The following is a 16,168-nucleotide window of genomic DNA, read 5'->3' as shown; positions in this document are numbered from 1 at the left end:
CACATTTATCACTGCAGTATCGATACCGGGCGAACGCGAGACCGCGCCGGTCCCCGTTGGCCCCGGACAACCGAAAGTGGTGACAGGTCATGGCCTCACCCCGAATCGCACGAACCCCCGCCGCTGCTACTCCCGCTGCCGCATCGCCCGACGTCGCCCCGAACGGGACCGAGATCTCGCCCGCCCGCGTCCATGTGTGGCGTGTGCTGTCGATGCTCGCCGCACTCATCGGCGTCGTCGTGGCACTCGTGGCCATCGCGTCGTCAGCGGTCTGACCCGACCCTCTGGGGAGGGCGGTGCGACCGCCGACGACGCGCGCGCCGACTGCTAGGCGGCGTGCCGCTCGATGGCGGCACCCAGACGCGGCAGTGCCGCGATCACGTACTTCTTCCCCTTGCCGCGCAGCGAGTTGTACGCCTTCGCGAGTGCGGGCTTGGCGGTCTCGGCCTGCTGGTCGGTCACCGACAGCAGGGCCTCGGCCGCGGCATCTCCGTTGGCCGAGAGGTGATCGCCGAAGGCGACACCGGCAGGCTTGGAGTCCCAGAACGGCGCCAGCGCCTTCAGGAAGTCCTCGGCCATCTGATCGGTGGCGCTGCGCACGACACCGGGCTTCACCTTCTGCACCGCGGAGTAGGCGGTCTTCACAGCAGCGCCGCTCAGACCCGACTGGTCGGCCACCTCGGCGTCGATGACACCGACGAGGTCGGTCACCAGTGCACTGCGGTTGTCGGCGAGTAGGGGCGTCAGCGAATCGCTCATGGGCGTCTCCTCGGGGATATGCGACGTGGAACCTGCGGGCCGCCTCGCGGGCCGCGTGTGTAGCGTACTGGCCCCACCAGACAGCGGCTCGGGGCTGCTGCGCCCGAGCCGCCGCGGCGTCGGTACTACTGGCGACGTTCGCAGACCACATTGCCGAGGGCCTTCGCGCCGTCGCGCTCGACGACGGTCGCGGTGGCCAGCAACCGGGAGCCGTCCTCCCAGACCTCGACCGCGAGGGTCTCGCCCGGGAACACCACGCCCGCGAACGACGCCGAGTAGTCGGCGACCGCGGTCACGTCGCCGCCGAGGACTTCGTCGACGATCACGCGGCAGACCGTGCCGTACGTGCACAGGCCGTGCAGGATGGGCCGGGGAAAGCCCGCGCGGGAAGCGAACTCGGGGTCGGAGTGCAGCGGGTTGCGGTCTCCGCACAAGCGGTAGAGCAGTGCCTGCTGGGGGAGCGTCGCAACGGTCAGCCGATGATCCGGCGCACGGTCGGGGTAGTCGACCTTGGCCGACGACCCGCGTTCGCCGCCGAATCCGCCCTCGCCCTTGGCGAAGATCGACGAGCGGGACGTCCAGAGGGTCTGCCCGCCGTCGTCGGTGGTCACCGACTCCTGCACGATCACCGCGGCCGAACCCTTGTCCTGGATCTCGGCGATCCGGGTGCGGGTGGTCGCCTTGCCGGCAGCAGGCAGCGGCCGGTAGGCGGTCACCTGCTGGCTGCCGTGGACGACCTTCGCGAGGTCGATGTCGATGCCGGGGAACGAGACCTTCGGGGGCTCGGTGGTGTGGAACCCGGCGGCCACGGTGGCGAAGGTGGGCAGCACCTTCGGCGTCGCGTCGTGGATGTACTCGAGCCCGGTGGTGTCCATCGGGTCTGCTGCGGCACCCACCGCGAGGTTGTAGAGGGCGGCGTCGGACGCCGACCATTCGAAGCTCACCTCGGGCAGTTCGGCACCGAGGGCGACGGAGAGGTCGATGGGCATCGGGTCAGGCTCCTGTGGATGTCGGGGTGGCGGCCTTGGCGGCGATGTCGGTGGCGGCCAGGTATCCGAAGACCATGGCCGGACCGATCGTCGCGCCCGGGCCGGCGTAGGTGTGCCCCATGACCGGCGCGCTGGTGTTGCCCGCCGCGTACAGGCCTTCGATGACCGAGCCGTCGGCCCGCAGGGCGCGGCCCGAGGCGTCGGCGTTGATCCCGCCCTTGGTGCCGAGATCGCCCGGGACCATCTTGACCGCGTAGAACGGGCCCTTGCTGACCTCGCCGAGGCTCGGGTTGGGCTTGTTGGTGATGTCGCCGTAGTAGTGGTCGTAACCGCTTGTGCCCCGGCCGAAGTCCTCGTCGACGCCCTTACGGGCGAAGCCGTTGAACCGCTCGGTGGTCGCGGTCAGCGCGTCGGCCGGGACGCCGATCTTCTCGGCGAGTTCCGCGATGCTGTCGGCCTTCACGACGACGCCCGACTCGAACCACTTCTTGGGCAACGGCTGTCGCGCGCTGATGCCCGCGAAGAGATAGCGGTTGCGGCAACGCTGATCGAAGACGAGCCACGACGGCACGTTCTCGCCGGGCCCCTCGCCCTGGCCGAACTCCCCGCCGTACATCTGGTGCACCGCTTCGACATACGGCAGCGACTCGTTCATGTAGCGCTGTCCGCGCGTGTTCACCATGAAGGTGCCCGGTACCGCTCGCTCCGACAGCGCGAACCACGGACCGCGCGGCAGCGGGATGGTCGGCCCCCACCAGGCGTCGTCCATGAGCGACACCGCGGCGCCGATCTTGAGTCCGGCGTTGATGCCATCGCCGGTGTTGCTGGGGGCGCCGGTGGTCCACTCGGAACCGATGGGGTCGCGCTGGTACTTCTTGCGCATCTCGTCGTTGTGCTCGAACCCGCCGCAGGCGAGGATCACGCCGTGGCGGGCCCGGATCTCGACGCGCTTGCCGTCGGATTCGGCGATCACGCCGACCACGCGGCCGTCTTCGGTGATGAGGTCGGCGAGTCCGGTGTTCAGTCGGACCGGGACGCCCGCCTCGCGGACGCCGAGAAGGAGCTCGGCCGCGAGTGCTGCGCCCATGGCGATCAGCTTCTTGCCGCGGCTGCGCGCCCAGAAGAACCGGCTGCCGACCTTCGCCATGCGCAGCGGACCGCGCCAGTGACGCAGGCCGGTGTTGAGCCAGCGGTAGTCCGACTGCAGGACGACCATGTTCAGCGGCGCCTTGGTGTACTGCGGGTGCAGGGTCTTCAGGTCATCCCCGAGGCGGCGTGCGTCGAACGGCCGCGGCTCGATCGACCGTCCGGCGAGCCGTCCGCCGGGTGCCTCCGGGTAGTAGTCCGAGTAGTTCTTGACCCACTCGAGGTCGAGGGGGGCGTGCGCCATCAGGAAGTCCAGCGCCTCGGGTCCGCGGTCGATGTAGGCGTCGATGCGGTCGGCGGGCGCGTGTTCGCCGATGATCGCGTGGACGTACTCGCGGGCCTTGTCCGGGGTGTCGGTCACGCCGTCGCGGCGGAGGACCGAGTTGTTCGGGATCCAGACCCCGCCCCCCGAGCGCGACGTCGAGCCGCCCCAGTACGGCGATTTCTCGATCAGGACCGTCGACAAGCCCTTCTGAGCTGCGGTGATCGCCGCGCTCAGGCCCGCAGCGCCGGCCCCGACGACGACGACGTCGAAGGTCTCGGGTCCAGGGGTCTCGGGTTGGGTACTGGTCTGTTCTGGTTCGGTCGAGCCGGCCATGGGGTCCCCTTCGTGCGCGCAGCTGGAACGTGTTCTACCTGAATTAGAACACGTTTCAGAAATGCCACGCCAGGGGTGCTCCCGTTCCCGTCGGCTGTGCGCCCGAACCTGTCGACTGTGCGTCTGAACTCGTTCACTGTGCGGCTGTTCTCGTCGACTGTGCGACGGGATCGGACGCGCCGGTGATGACGTGCCAGGGGTCGAGGCCGTCGTCGAGGATGCGCGCCGCCAACTGCTCCGACCATTCGTGCTCGGTCCCGTACCGGTCGCGCCAGGTCCACAACGCCGTGGTGAACCGGCCGAGGGAATGTTCGGCGGTGAACCCGATGGCCCCGTGGATCTGATGGGCCGCGGCCGCGACGTCGTGCGCGGACCGCGACGTGACGATCTTCGCGGCGGCGATCGCGTCGCGGGCCGTAACGATGTCTTCCGACGCCGCGTCGGTCGCTGCTCGTGCGGCGGTCTCCATCATCGTGCTCTGCGCGGCCATGTGCGCGAGCCTCTGTTGGATGGCCTGGAACTTCGTCAACGGCCGGCCGAACTGGACCCGCTCGGCGGCATACCGGACCGTGCGTTCGCGGACTGCCCGCGCTGCGGCTGCCAAGGCGACCGCGTAGACGAGCGCCCCACGCGTGCGGAGATCGTCGACCGTGACCGGCGACGAGGCGGAGAACGTGACCTCGGCGTCGTCGAAGACGATGTCGCTGCAGTCCAACCCCATGGGATCGGTGCCGGGCTCGACCCGAAGCCCCGGTTCGCGACGATTGACGACCGCGATCACGGGACCGTCCGCGGTCGCCGCCAGTACCGCGATGACATCGGCCGTCGTGGCGCGTGGGACGCCGATTGCCCTGCCGCTGAACTGAATCCGATCAGCGGACCGGACCACGGTTCCGTCGTCGACGACCGCTACGGTCGCGGTGACGCCGTCGAGGGCGTGTCCGACGCTGCCCGCGAGCCAACCGGCGAGCAGTGCGTGTTCTGCATACGGGGTGACCGCCCCGGCTTCAGTGAGGGTGCCGAGGACCACGAGGGCATCGGCGAGATCGGCGCCCTGACCGCCGGCCGCCTCCGGGACGTCGAGAGCGGTGAATCCGGCTTCGGTCAGCGCCTTCCACAGCGCGTTGTCGGCCTCGGTGGCCGGGGTTCGCAGGTCGACGGGAAACCGTGCAACCATGGCGGCCGTCGCGGCGGCGAGTTCTGTTGCCAGATCGGTCATCGCATCCCCAGTCCGCGCGCGACGATGCCGCGCAGGATCTCATTGGTACCCCCACGCAGGGTGAAAGCCGGTGTGTGCAGCACTGATTGAGCCAGTAGGCGGTCGAAGTCCGACCCGCCGGTGCGCCGCGGGATCGCGCCGGACGCATCCCGGATGGCGGTGACGAGGTCTCCTTCGAAGGTCGAACCGAGGTCCTTGACCATCGCCGCCAGTACGTCGGGTTTGCCGCCGGATTGAAGTTCACGCGCCACCTGCATCGACATCTGGCGCAGCGCCCAGGCCTGTGCGGTCAGCTCGCCCAGTGTTTTTCGCTGCTGCGGCGTCGCGCCGTGCTGTCGAAGCAGGTCGGTCCAGGTGCGGAGCAACGGCAGCGTGGAGAGGTAGCGTTCCGGCCCCGACCGTTCGAAGGCCAACTCGCTCATCACCTGTCGCCATCCCTCTCCGCGCACGCCGAGCAGTGCCGAGGAGTCGACGACGGCATCGTGGAAGATCACCTCGTTGAAGTGCGCTTGACCGTCGATGCTCGCCAGCGGACGTATCTCGATGTCCGGGTGGGGGAGGTCGACGACGAACTGCGACAAGCCCTGCTGCCGATCGTCGGGTGTGCCCTCGGTGCGGGCGAGCAGCACCATCGCGTGTGCGATGTGAGCACCCGTGGTCCAGACCTTGGTGCCGCTGATCGACCACGAGTCCCCGTTGTCGGTGGCCCGGGTGCGGACCGCGGCCAGATCGGAGCCGGCGTCGGGTTCGCTCATCCCGATCGCGAAGAACATCGTGCCCGCGGAGATCTGCGGGATGTAGTGCTGCTTCTGCGCCTGCGTCCCGTTGGCGAGGATTCCCGGAGCCATCTGCCGATCTGCGATCCAGTGCGCCGCAACCGGTGCGCCGTGCGCGAGGAGTTCCTCGGTGACCACGAAACGCTCGACCGCCGAGCGCGCCTGTCCGCCGTACTCGGCGGGCATGGTCATACCCAGCCAGCCCCGATCGCCGAGTCGTCGACTGAAGTCGGGATCGAAACCCGTCATCCAGCTGTCTACGTCGGGACGGAAAGCGCCCTCGGCGAGTTCGGTTCGCAGGAAGTCGCGCACCTCGGACCGCAGGGCGCGCAGGACGTCGTCCCGGCTCATCACCGGCCGGGACCGCGCGACGACCAGTTCTGCCCCTTGCGGGCCATCGACCACATCTGCACGCCACGCTCGATCTCGATCGCCGAATCCCAGGTCACCGCCGGCGGGCCAAGTTCGAGTCGGACACTGGCCATCACCCGGCGCGTCAGTTCGGGGTCGCGCGCGGCGGGTCCGGTCAGATCGGCGACGATCGCCGGGATGTCCGGAACCGGTGCGGCCGCGTACGCCAGGCCACGTTCGACCGCCTGCGCACCGGACAGCGACTGACCGCAGGCGGCGAGCGCGATCGTGTCGGCCCGCCCCACCGCGCGGTTCAGCAGGGTGAGGTGCCCGCCCCCGGGATGGATGCCGCGGGCGAGGAATCCGCTGTCGAGGACGGCGTCGGGTGTGGTGACGAGCAGGTCGACGGCGAGCGCGAGGTTGAGGCCCGCCCCTACGGCCCCACCGACGACGACCCCGACCGTGGGGACCGGCAGGGACCCGACCCGGACGAACGCGCGGTAGACCGCGGACAGTTGCGCCACGGATTCCGGTGCCGCCGGATCGGCCGACGCGCCGGCCAGGATCCGCGTGTCGGCCCCGCTGCAGAAGTACGAACCGGCTGCGTCGACGACGACCGCGCCGATGTTGCCGTCCGCGGTGACCCGGTCGCAGAACTCCTCGATCGCCGCGGCCATCTCGAGGGTGATGGCGTTCTTGCGGCGTGGGTTGTTGAGCGTCAGCCGTCCCACGCCGTCGTGGAAGGTCGTGAGGACGGCTTCGCCAGTGTCGTCGGTGTCCGGCGAGACGGGATTCGGGGACTCGGAACTCATGACGAGAACCGTAGTCGTCCGGTGCGCGCGTGATGGCCGATCTCGGTCACGCCTCGGAATGCGCGACGATCGGACCGAGGACTGCCCGCAGACTGCAACGTGTTCTAAACTAGAACGCGTTCACATGTGGAAGGCGAGGGCACGATGACGGTTGAGCAGGGGATTCGCGAGCAGATCGCAGCCGATCTGGCGCGGGCGGAGGCGACGGCGGCCGCCATCGACCGCCCCACCGACGCCCATCCCGACCTCGATGTGGTCGACGCGTACGAGATCCAGCTGATCAACATCCGCAAGCGGCTCGACGCCGGCGCGAAGGTCGCGGGGCACAAGGTCGGCCTGGCCTCCGAGGCCATGCAGAAGATGATGGGCGTCGACGAACCCGACTACGGCCATCTGCTCGACGACATGCAGTACTTCGAGCACACCCCGATCGATGCCGAGAAGCTCTGCTTCCCGCGCGTCGAGGTCGAGGTCGGTTTCATCTTGGGCGAGGACCTGCCGGGCGAGGGCTGCACCAATGAGGACGTGATCGACGCGGTCGCGTGGGTGGTGCCCTCTATCGAGCTGATCGACTCGCGGATCAAGGACTGGAAGATCACCCTGTGCGACACGATCGCCGACAACGCGTCGTCGTGTGGCTGGATTCTCGGACAGCAGCGCGTCCCGATCTCCGAGATCGACACCGGCGACATCGAAGCCACGCTGACGCGCAACGGCGAGATCGTGGCGAAGGGCAACTCGTCTGCGGTGCTGGGGCATCCGCTGAATGCGGTGAGTTGGCTCGCGCGCAAGGTCGAGGGCTTCGGGGTGCGCCTGCGCAAAGGTGACGTGATCCTGCCGGGCACCGCGACGCGGGCCATCGACATCTCGTCGGGCGATCACTTCGTGGCCGACTTCGCCGGTCTGGGCAGCGTCACCCTCGACTTCACCTGACACGAAGTGTCCCTCGATTCACCGAGTCAACAACAGCTTTCACCGAGTAAGAGGAGGAACCCGTGGCAGCCAAGCTGACCGCAGCGATCATCGGGTCGGGCAACATCGGCACCGACCTGATGTACAAGCTGGAGCGCTCCGAGGTGATCGAGCCGCGCTGGATGGTCGGCATCGATGCCGCCTCCGAGGGCATGAAGCGCGCGGCCGATCATGGCCTCATCACGATGAGTGGTGGTGCCGACGAACTGCTGGCGTCGTCGGAACGTCCGGATCTGATCTTCGAGGCGACCTCGGCCTATGTGCACCGCGAGTACGCACCGAAGTACGAGGAGGCGGGCATCATCGCCGTCGACCTCACCCCGGCCGCGGTTGGCCCCGCGGTGGTGCCGCCGGCCAATCTTCGCGAGCATCTCGACGCGCCGAACACCAACATGATCACGTGCGGCGGGCAGGCGACAATCCCGATGGTGCATGCGGTGAGTTCGATTGTGCCGGTGCCGTATGCCGAGATCGTCGCGTCGGTGGCCTCGGTGTCGGCCGGGCCGGGCACCCGCGCGAACATCGACGAGTTCACCGCGACGACCTCGGCGGGTGTCGAGACGATCGGCGGCGCGCAGCGCGGCAAGGCGATCATTATCCTGAATCCGGCGGACCCGCCGATGATCATGCGCGACACCATCTTCTGTGCCATCCCCGAGGATGCGGACACCGATGCGATCGCCGAGTCGATCCACCGGCGGGAGAAGGAGATCCAGGCCTACGTGCCGGGATACCGGTTGCTGCAGGATCCCCAGTTCGACCCGCCGAGCGTCCTCAACGGCGGACACGCCCGAGTGTCCATCTTCGTCGAGGTCGAGGGTGCAGGGGACTTCCTCCCGCCGTACGCCGGGAATCTGGACATCATGACCGCTGCCGCGACGAAGGTCGGCGAAGAGATCGCGAAGACGAAGTTGGGAGTTCCCGCATGAGCACCAATGTGGTTCTGACACCGCGCGACCCGAAGTTGATGGCGAACGCGCGCAAGTACTCCGACACCCTCGACATCCGCATCACGGACTCGTCGCTGCGTGACGGCAGTCACCACAAACGCCACCAGTTCACCGAGGACGAGGTGCGCGCCATCGTCGGCGCCCTCGACGAGGCCGGGGTGCCGGTCATCGAGGTGACCCACGGTGACGGTCTGGGCGGTTCGTCGTTCAACTACGGTTTCTCGAAAACCCCTGAGCAGCAGCTGATCAAGGCTGCCGCAGAAACAGCAAAGCGCGCGAAGATCGCCTTTCTGATGCTGCCGGGGCTGGGCACCAAGGACGACATCCGGGCGTCGCAGGACAACGGCGGTCAGATCTGCCGCATCGCGACGCACTGCACCGAGGCCGATGTCTCGATCCAGCATTTCGGACTCGCGCGCGATCTCGGTCTGGAGACCGTCGGGTTCCTGATGATGAGCCACAGCCAGCCGCCGGAGGTCATCGCCAAGCAGGCCCGCATCATGGCCGATGCCGGGTGTCAGTGTGTGTACGTCGTCGACTCCGCCGGTGCGCTGGTCCTCGAGGACGTGACCGTTCGGGTCCAGGCCCTGGTGGCCGAACTCGGCAACGACGCACAGGTCGGGTTCCACGGGCACGAGAACCTCGACATCGCGGTTGCCAACTCGGTCAACGCGATCCGCGCGGGCGCCCAACAGATCGACGGTTCGATCCGCCGTTTCGGGGCGGGTGCGGGCAACACACCCACCGAGGCATTTGTGGGTGTGTGTGACAAGCTCGGCATCACCACCGGCGTCGACTTCATGAAGATCGCCGATGCCGCACAGGATGTCGTCCGACCGGCGATGCCGTCGGAGTGCCTTGTCGACCGCTCGGCGATGATGATGGGGTACGCCGGTTGCTACAGCTCGTTCCTCAAGCACGCCGAGGGCCACGCCGAACGCTACGGCGTCTCGGCGGCGGAGATCCTCCTCGAGGCGGGCAGCCGCAAACTGGTCGGCGGCCAGGAGGACCAGCTCATCGACATCGCGCTCGAGCTCAAGAAGAAGCAGGACGCGAACGCCGGGGTCTGAGCAGAAATCCGGCGGGGGCCGTCGCCGGTTGCCGCTCAGCTCCGGCTGATGTGCGCGAGGAAGTCGCGCGCGGCGCCGGCGGTCGGTTGTGGGCCCGACAACCAGACCGCGCGTAGCGGCCGGGCGAGGTCGAGGTCGGCTATCGGGACGTGGGTGAGCCGGTGACCGAGGTCGTCGGCGACCGAGAGGTCACTGAGGACCGCCGGACCGGCTCCTGCGATGACCGCCGCCCGCACCGACGCCGTCGTGGACAGTTCCAGGACGGGTGGCGCGGCCTCGCGTCCGGGGCCGAGGGTCCTGGCCAGGGCGCGCTCGAGGAACTCCCGGGTGCCCGAGCCCTCCTCACGGGTCACCAATGGAGTGCGCGCGAGATCGGCGGCCGTGACGGGCCGCCGCAACCGCGTCCACGGATGACCCGGTGGTACGACGAGAATCAGCTCGTCGCGCGCGACGGTCCGGCTGCGCAGACCGGTCTGGACGCGGGACCCTTCCACGAAGCCGAGTTCGACGTCGCCGGCACGGACGAGGTCGTACACGTGATCGGAGTTGGTCGCGGTGAACGACACCTTGGGGGCGGGCTGATGCTGTGCGGCGAACGAGACGAGCCAGCGGGGCAGGAGGTGCTCGGCGACGGTGAGGCTGGCGGCCAGGCGCAGCTGATCACGTCGTTCGAGGCGTAATGCGGCCAGCCCGGCGTCGAATTCGCCGGCCAGCGTCAGCAGGCGGTCGGCCCATTCGGCGACGAGTCGTCCGGACTGGGTCGGCACCGAACCGCGCGGCGTGCGCGTCAGCAGGGCGACGCCGAGCTGCGTCTCCATCGCGCGGACGCGCGCCGACACCGCCTGTTGGGTGACGCCGAGCTGGGCCGCGGCGGCGTTGAGGCTCCCCGTCCCGACCACCGCCTGCAGGGTCTCCAGCGACGCGAGGTCGGGCATCCGCGGACTCAGCACCATCGCTCGAGGGTACAAGCGGCGGTGGTACCCCGGATACAAACGGCGGTTGTGCCCTGCCAACGATTCGGGTCCTACCGGCGTCGTTGGATTCGCGGGAACGTGATGGACATGACCACGACCACTGCCTCCGCCGGACTCGCAGCACCGGACCTCGGGACCGCAACAGCCCGCGCGGTGGGGCGGCGTCGCGCCTCCTACGTGCCGCCCAACTGGTTCGCCGCGGTGATGGGCACGGGGATCATCGCGATCGCCGCGCACAGCCTGCCCTGGCAGCCCACGGGTCTGGCGGAGGTGGCAACCGTTTTCTGGCTGTTGGCCTGCGCGGTGTTCGGCGTCGTGCTGGTCGCCACGGTCCGGCACTGGGTCCGCGACCCGGAGGTCGCCCGCGGTCATCACGCCCACCGCGTCGTCGCCCACTTCTACGGGGCCGTACCGATGGCGATCATGACGGTCGGGACCAGCACGATGGTCGTCGGAGCGACGGTGATCGGCCGGGATCTGGCGCTGGGGATCGACCTCCTGTGCTGGGTCGTCGGCACGATCGGCGGGGTCGTCACCGCGGTGGTCATCCCGTACCGGCATCTCATCGTCGGGCGCCCATCGGTCGGTGACGCGTTCGGCGGCTGGCTGATGCCCGTCGTCCCCCCGATGGTCTCGGCGTCGGCGGCCGCGGTGCTGACCGCGCAACTGCCCGCGGGTTGGGCATCGCATGTGGTGATGGGGATCGGTTGCGCGATGTTCATGCTGGCCGCACTCGCCTCGCTCCCCATTATGAGGCTGTTGGCGTCGCGGTTGCGCACCGGTGACGTCGGCGCCGCGCACATGGTTCCCACCTGGTGGATCGTCCTCGGACCGCTCGGCCAATCGGTCACCGCGGCGTGCCTGCTGGCCCACGTCGCCCCCCAAGTCGTAGCCGCGCCCATGGCTGCGACCCTGCATTCGTTCGCGGTCGGTTATGGCCTCGCCGTCTGGGTGGCAGCGACCCTCTGGATCGGCGTGGCTGCTCGGCTCACCGCGCGGACCCTGAGGTCGGGGATGCCGTTCGCGATGACCTGGTGGTCGTTCACCTTCCCCCTCGGCACCTACGTCACGGGTTCGAGTGCGCTGGCCCTCACCGTCGGTGGGACGGTCTTCGAGGTCGTGGCCGTCGCCGGGTTCACGGTCCTCGTCCTGGCATGGAGCGGCGTGGCGGTCCGCACGATTCGCGGGGTCGTCACCGGCGAACTCCTCCGGGCACCCGGGGTGCGGTGAGGAGCCGCATCCGCAAACCCACCCCTTTTCCGTAAACCCACCACGCTCGGACCGGGTGGGTTTACGGAAAACGGGTGGGTTTGTCGGAAGGGCGGGGCTACGAGATCCCGGCAGTAGCGGGTTGCGGAGTGTGCGCGGGCGGGTGTGCCGTCCCGCCAGGTGGGGACCTCGTCGAGGTAGCTCTGCACGGAGCCGGGAGGGACGGCCGAATCGTGTGCCGACATGCGAATCCTGTTCTACGCCGACGAGTTCCACGCGATATGACGGTGAATCGTGTCTGTGGAAGTCGGACGCTACAGGGTGCCGTCGGCCATCGCGTTGCGGCGGGATGAACGTTTGACGCCGCCGATGACCTGCGCGGTAGGACTCGGTGCGCACCGAGCCCTACCGCGGCTGCGCGTCACATGCCGGCGGGCGGATGTCCCAGACAGATCAGGGCGCCCATCGGATCCTTGATCGCGGCCAGCGTCCCGTATGGGGTGTCCTCGCCGGCCATGAGGATCTCCGCGCCCAGCGACTCGGCCTGCTTCACCGTGGCAGCGACATCGTCGACGGTGATGTAGACCTGCCAGAACGACGGCACCCCGGCCGGGAAGAGCTTGACCGAGTCCATGATCCCCGCGTACGACGCCTCACCGTAGAAGATCTGGCCGTAGCTGTCGGGCCCGACGGCGTCCGGGTCGCCACCGGTGCCGACCTCCTCGATGCGCGCGCCGAGCACGGTCCGGTAGAACTCGACGGACTTGGCGTAGTCCATGCTCTGACACTCGAACCAGTAGGGCGTGCCGTGCTCGCCGAACTCGGTGTACCCCTTGTGATTCTTCGGTTGCCAGAACCCGATCGCCGCCCCCGCGGTGTCGAAGGCCATCAACATCGTGCCCTCCTCGCCGATGGCCATCGGCGGCACCATGATCGAGCCCCCGGCCGATTCGACGGACTTCACCGTGGCATCGGCATCCTCGGTGTGGAGGTACACCGTCCAGATGTCGGGCGGCCCGGCGCCTTCCATCACCGGACTGAGACCGGCCACCCGCTTGCCGTTCTTGTTGAAGTTGCGATAACCGCCCATCTCCTCGTCGGGGGCCTCGGCCTCCCAGCCGAAGATCGCGCCGTAGAACTCCTCGGCCTTCGCGGTGTCACTGCTCATCAGGTCGAACCAGATCGGTGCCCCGGAGGGGGCTGCATACTCTGCCATTGCTGGGTCCTCTTTCTTGCTCCGCGTGAACTGGTGGACGACTGCCCGTCGGAACTTCTGACTGACAGGGTCGCGCAAACTCATCGGTCGCGGACGGCGTTGCGGATAGTGCGACTCATATCCACCGACGTCGGCTCATGGCACCCTGATCGGATGACCAAGCATGCAGGGACGGTCGAACGACTCCGCGGCCTCGCGTGGCCGACGATGCTGGCGGGTGGTTTGCTGCTGGTGCTCTTGGCACAGGTGCAGTGGGGCAGTACCGATGAGGGCGTGGAGCCGTCGATCACCGGGTTGGGACGCGTCACGATCCTGGGCGCCAGCGACGACGATGTCGCGTTCTTCTTCGAGGACAACACCGGCCGCCCGGGCCTGAGCGTGGTGGTGCTCGGTGCCGTGATCGCGGTGGTCGCCGCCCTCGGCTGGTGGCGCCCACGCCTGCGCCCGTCCGCCATCGGCCTGATCGGGCTGGCGTCGGTCATCGTGCTCGTCGTCGGCCTCCGCACGCTGAGCGACCCCGCCGCGCATCTGTTCTCCGACCGCGTGTCCGAGGCGCTCGACGCCGACCTCCCCGAGATGCAGGCGGGTTACGGACTGATCGGGACCGTCGTGGTCGCGATCCTGCTCCTGGTCGTCGTCGGTTTATGGGTGCTGAGCACCGTGTGGCCCCGTGCGGCTGCCGCCGACCGAGCCGAGATCAACCGAACCGACGAATCGTCTTGATGTAGCCCATGTCCTTCAACTTCGTGAAGCCGATGGGGACGCCGTTGGGGCCGTAGGCGTTGAACACCCGACCGGCGCCCGCGTAGATGCCGACGTGCCCGGCGTCGCGACCGAAGATGATGATGTCGCCCGGTGCCAGGACGCGAAACGGTATCGCGTGTCCGACCTTCGCCTGCTGCTGGCTGGTCCGGGGGAGCTGGACGCCGGTCGTGTAGAACGCCCACCGCACCAGCCCGGAGCAGTCCCACGAATGCGGGCCGACGCCGGCCCACTTGTACGGCTTGCCGATCTGGGTGATCGCCGCCCCGAGCGCGTTGAGGCCGACGGTGGTCGGGATCGGCAGATAGATCGGGACCGACCCGGAGGAATCCGACGATCCCGCGGCCGCGGCGTGACCGGTGTCGAGGAGGGGGGAGCCGGCAAGGGGAACGCCGACCGACAACGCGGCAGTGAGTGCGATGGTGCAGGTCACGCGCCTGGCGCGCGTCATCGAAACGGACATGACGACAGCTTGGCCGAGGCGGGACGGCGTGTCGTCGATCGTTCCCCAGGAGTGACGAACGTGTGACCGGTGTGATGCCTGAGCCTTGTGTTATCTAATGGTGCTGCAGTTCCGGTTAACCGATCACCAGTAGCCGTCGGGATCGGTGGCGGGCGACTCGGCCGGGATGATGCCCTCGGTGACCCCGTGGTCGATGCTCGCCGACAGCCGGGCGCACGTCGGCATCATCGCTCCGGGCAGCAGCGGGCCGTTCCCGTCGTCGCCGCCGGCGCGCATCTGCTCGAGGCCGAGGCAGCGGTCCCGGGCGTCGGCGTTCCACTGCACGCTGGTGTGGAACGAACTGGTCTTCTTCACCAGCACACAGGCGTGGCATGCCCGGCACTCGATCTCGCGCATCCCGCCCTGCAGGTAGTGCTCGCGGTCGCGGCGGGTGGCCTCGTGAACCCGGGCGAGCCGGTCCGGATCGTTCTGGAAGTCGGGCGCCTTCGCCCAACGGTCGGAACCCCCGGGAGCCCCTGCCATCCGAACCCCTGCCGCCCGGGTCACGTCAGACCTCGGCCTTCTCCGTGGATTCCGACGCCGTGGATTCCGCAGCCTTCTCGGCCTCCTGGCGGCGCAGGTTCTCCTGGATCTCCTCGTTCCAGCTCTCGAGGGCCTTGGAGGTGTCGATCTCGTACTCGAACCGGCCGGTCATCTCGTCGGTGACGTCGGCCTTGTCGACGTAGAACTGGTCGTACCAGCGGCGGAGCTGATAGACCGGGCCGTCCTCCTCGACGAGGAGCGGGTTGTCGATCCGGGTCTTGTTCTTCCAGATCTCGACGTCCTGCAGGAAGCCCACCTCGACGCCGGCGCTGATCTTGGTGGCCATCTTCGACGCCTGTTCGGCGGTCAGGCCGTCCGGGACCTTGGCCATCACGCCGTACATCAGGACGAAGGAGTTCTCGTCGATCGGGTAGTGGCAGTTGGTGAGGATGGTCTCGACCGCGTAGCCGCCGTAGTACTGGATCATCGGGTTCAGCATGTAGGACGGGCCGTAATACGCCGCGATCGATTCGAGGCGGCTGTCGCCGTAATTGGTGCCGAGGGTGACGTCGGGCCGACCGTGCGAATTCATGTACTGCGCGGCGATCTCACCCTCGAAGACGTTCTTGAAGTAATCCGGAAGAGCGAAATGCACGTAGTAGAAGTGCGCCATGTCGACGACGTTGTCGATGATCTCGCGACAGTTGGAGCCCTCGATGACGATGCGGTTCCAGGTCCAGGGCGTCCACTCGTCGGACCCGAATTCCTCGAGTTCGGGGATGATGCACTCATCCGGGGGCGGATTGCCCTCGGGATCGTTGTAGACGAAGATCTGGCCGTTGCGGACCATCGACGGCCACGAGCGCGTCTTGGCGAGCTTCGGGTTGCGCTTGGCGTAGGGCACGCCGGCGCACCGTCCGTTGCCCTTCCACAGCCAGCCGTGGAACGGGCACGCGACGTTGTCGCCCGAGAGCTTGCCCTGGGAGAGGTCGCCGCCCATGTGCCGGCAGAACGCGTCGAGCACGTTCACCTCGCCCTTGGTGTCGACCCAGACCACCAGCTTGGTGCCGAAGATCGTGACGGAGTGAGGCTTGCCGTCGTCGAACTCCTCGTGCAGGCCGAGGCAGTGCCAGCCGCGCGCGAACCGGGTGGGCGGTGCACCCGTGTCGATCTCCCGGATACCCACATCGGCCCCGTCGGAGGCGACGGCTGCGCTCGGCGTGCCGGGGCTGCTCGGGGTCATCGTCTCGGGTCCTGAAGACATGTGCCCTCTCCTGTCTGTGGCTGGTGTCGCGTCGAAGAACTGTACCCAATACTAGAACACGTTTCAGATTTGTCAGCCCGATCGTCGTCCCGAACGCCGATCGGGCCTGTACATGG

General features: G+C 68.2%; 17 protein-coding genes. 6 read left to right on the top strand and 11 right to left on the bottom strand.

The window, feature by feature from the left end; genetic code table 11:
- Positions 1–89: 89 nt before the first annotated feature.
- Entirely contained in the window at positions 90–275 is a 186-nt protein-coding gene (locus FFS52_RS15380; protein ID WP_058251181.1) for a hypothetical protein, read from the top strand.
- Between the two features lie 52 nt (positions 276–327).
- On the opposite strand, the gene FFS52_RS15375 is transcribed toward FFS52_RS15380, so the two are convergent.
- From FFS52_RS15375 to FFS52_RS15350, 6 genes are all read right to left on the bottom strand, one after another.
- Positions 328–759, bottom strand: a complete 432-nt coding sequence (locus FFS52_RS15375) for a hypothetical protein (RefSeq protein WP_058251180.1) — start codon at positions 757–759, stop codon at positions 328–330.
- Between the two features lie 125 nt (positions 760–884).
- Complete coding sequence (locus FFS52_RS15370) at positions 885–1,748, bottom strand: MaoC/PaaZ C-terminal domain-containing protein (RefSeq protein WP_137810199.1); 864 nt, start codon at positions 1,746–1,748, stop codon at positions 885–887.
- Between the two features lie 4 nt (positions 1,749–1,752).
- Positions 1,753–3,492 carry a 3-oxosteroid 1-dehydrogenase gene (kstD, locus tag FFS52_RS15365; RefSeq protein ID WP_137810198.1) on the bottom strand — a complete coding sequence of 580 codons (1,740 nt, stop codon included), beginning with the start codon at positions 3,490–3,492 and terminating at the stop codon, positions 1,753–1,755.
- 133 nt (positions 3,493–3,625) lie between these two features.
- Positions 3,626–4,711 carry an acyl-CoA dehydrogenase family protein gene (locus FFS52_RS15360; RefSeq protein ID WP_137810197.1) on the bottom strand — a complete coding sequence of 362 codons (1,086 nt, stop codon included), beginning with the start codon at positions 4,709–4,711 and terminating at the stop codon, positions 3,626–3,628.
- Entirely contained in the window at positions 4,708–5,838 is a 1,131-nt protein-coding gene (locus FFS52_RS15355; protein ID WP_137810196.1) for an acyl-CoA dehydrogenase family protein, read from the bottom strand. The genes FFS52_RS15360 and FFS52_RS15355 overlap by 4 nt, the downstream gene beginning before the upstream one ends.
- A complete protein-coding gene (locus tag FFS52_RS15350) occupies positions 5,838–6,650 on the bottom strand; it encodes an enoyl-CoA hydratase/isomerase family protein (protein WP_058251176.1) in 813 nt (270 codons plus the stop codon). The genes FFS52_RS15355 and FFS52_RS15350 overlap by 1 nt, the downstream gene beginning before the upstream one ends.
- A 144-nt stretch (positions 6,651–6,794) precedes the next feature.
- On the opposite strand from FFS52_RS15350, the gene FFS52_RS15345 reads away from it, so the two are divergent.
- The 3 genes from FFS52_RS15345 to dmpG all read left to right on the top strand — a co-directional run bounded on the left by FFS52_RS15345 (position 6,795) and on the right by dmpG (position 9,642).
- Positions 6,795–7,583 (top strand): 2-keto-4-pentenoate hydratase, encoded by a 789-nt coding sequence (locus tag FFS52_RS15345; protein WP_137810195.1) that lies wholly within the window; start codon positions 6,795–6,797, stop codon positions 7,581–7,583.
- 62 nt (positions 7,584–7,645) lie between these two features.
- Positions 7,646–8,551 (top strand): acetaldehyde dehydrogenase (acetylating), encoded by a 906-nt coding sequence (locus FFS52_RS15340; protein WP_058251175.1) that lies wholly within the window; start codon positions 7,646–7,648, stop codon positions 8,549–8,551.
- A complete protein-coding gene (gene dmpG / locus FFS52_RS15335) occupies positions 8,548–9,642 on the top strand; it encodes a 4-hydroxy-2-oxovalerate aldolase (protein ID WP_058251174.1) in 1,095 nt (364 codons plus the stop codon). The genes FFS52_RS15340 and dmpG overlap by 4 nt, the downstream gene beginning before the upstream one ends.
- A 35-nt stretch (positions 9,643–9,677) precedes the next feature.
- On the opposite strand, the gene FFS52_RS15330 is transcribed toward dmpG, so the two are convergent.
- Positions 9,678–10,595, bottom strand: coding sequence for a LysR family transcriptional regulator (locus FFS52_RS15330; protein ID WP_137810194.1), 918 nt, complete (start codon positions 10,593–10,595; stop codon positions 9,678–9,680).
- A gap of 102 nt (positions 10,596–10,697) precedes the next feature.
- Between FFS52_RS15330 and FFS52_RS15325 the strand changes: the two genes are divergently transcribed.
- Positions 10,698–11,846 carry a TDT family transporter gene (locus FFS52_RS15325; protein WP_137810193.1) on the top strand — a complete coding sequence of 383 codons (1,149 nt, stop codon included), beginning with the start codon at positions 10,698–10,700 and terminating at the stop codon, positions 11,844–11,846.
- Between the two features lie 400 nt (positions 11,847–12,246).
- Here the strand turns inward: FFS52_RS15325 and FFS52_RS15320 are convergent, their stop codons facing one another.
- Positions 12,247–13,041 carry a VOC family protein gene (locus FFS52_RS15320; protein ID WP_137810192.1) on the bottom strand — a complete coding sequence of 265 codons (795 nt, stop codon included), beginning with the start codon at positions 13,039–13,041 and terminating at the stop codon, positions 12,247–12,249.
- Between the two features lie 153 nt (positions 13,042–13,194).
- Here FFS52_RS15320 and FFS52_RS15315 point away from each other — a divergent pair, with 153 nt between their 5' ends.
- On the top strand, positions 13,195–13,764 hold the full coding sequence (locus tag FFS52_RS15315) for a hypothetical protein (protein WP_137810191.1): 570 nt from the start codon (positions 13,195–13,197) through the stop codon (positions 13,762–13,764).
- Here FFS52_RS15315 and FFS52_RS15310 read toward each other — a convergent pair.
- From FFS52_RS15310 to FFS52_RS15300, 3 genes are all read right to left on the bottom strand, one after another.
- On the bottom strand, positions 13,739–14,266 hold the full coding sequence (locus FFS52_RS15310; protein WP_171011650.1) for an NlpC/P60 family protein: 528 nt from the start codon (positions 14,264–14,266) through the stop codon (positions 13,739–13,741). The two genes, FFS52_RS15315 and FFS52_RS15310, sit on opposite strands and share 26 nt — an antisense overlap.
- 123 nt (positions 14,267–14,389) lie before the next feature.
- A complete protein-coding gene (locus tag FFS52_RS15305) occupies positions 14,390–14,788 on the bottom strand; it encodes a hypothetical protein (protein WP_065629138.1) in 399 nt (132 codons plus the stop codon).
- A 25-nt stretch (positions 14,789–14,813) separates the two neighbouring features.
- Positions 14,814–16,052, bottom strand: a complete 1,239-nt coding sequence (locus tag FFS52_RS15300; RefSeq protein WP_137810190.1) for a Rieske 2Fe-2S domain-containing protein — start codon at positions 16,050–16,052, stop codon at positions 14,814–14,816.
- Positions 16,053–16,168 lie beyond the last annotated feature (116 nt).

Source organism: Gordonia sp. ALPHA1B1, assembly GCF_005502615.1.
Lineage (GTDB): Bacteria > Actinomycetota > Actinomycetes > Mycobacteriales > Mycobacteriaceae > Gordonia > Gordonia hongkongensis.
The sequence above is the reverse complement of the archived record's forward strand: the minus strand, read 5'-3'. Positions and strand labels throughout refer to the sequence as shown.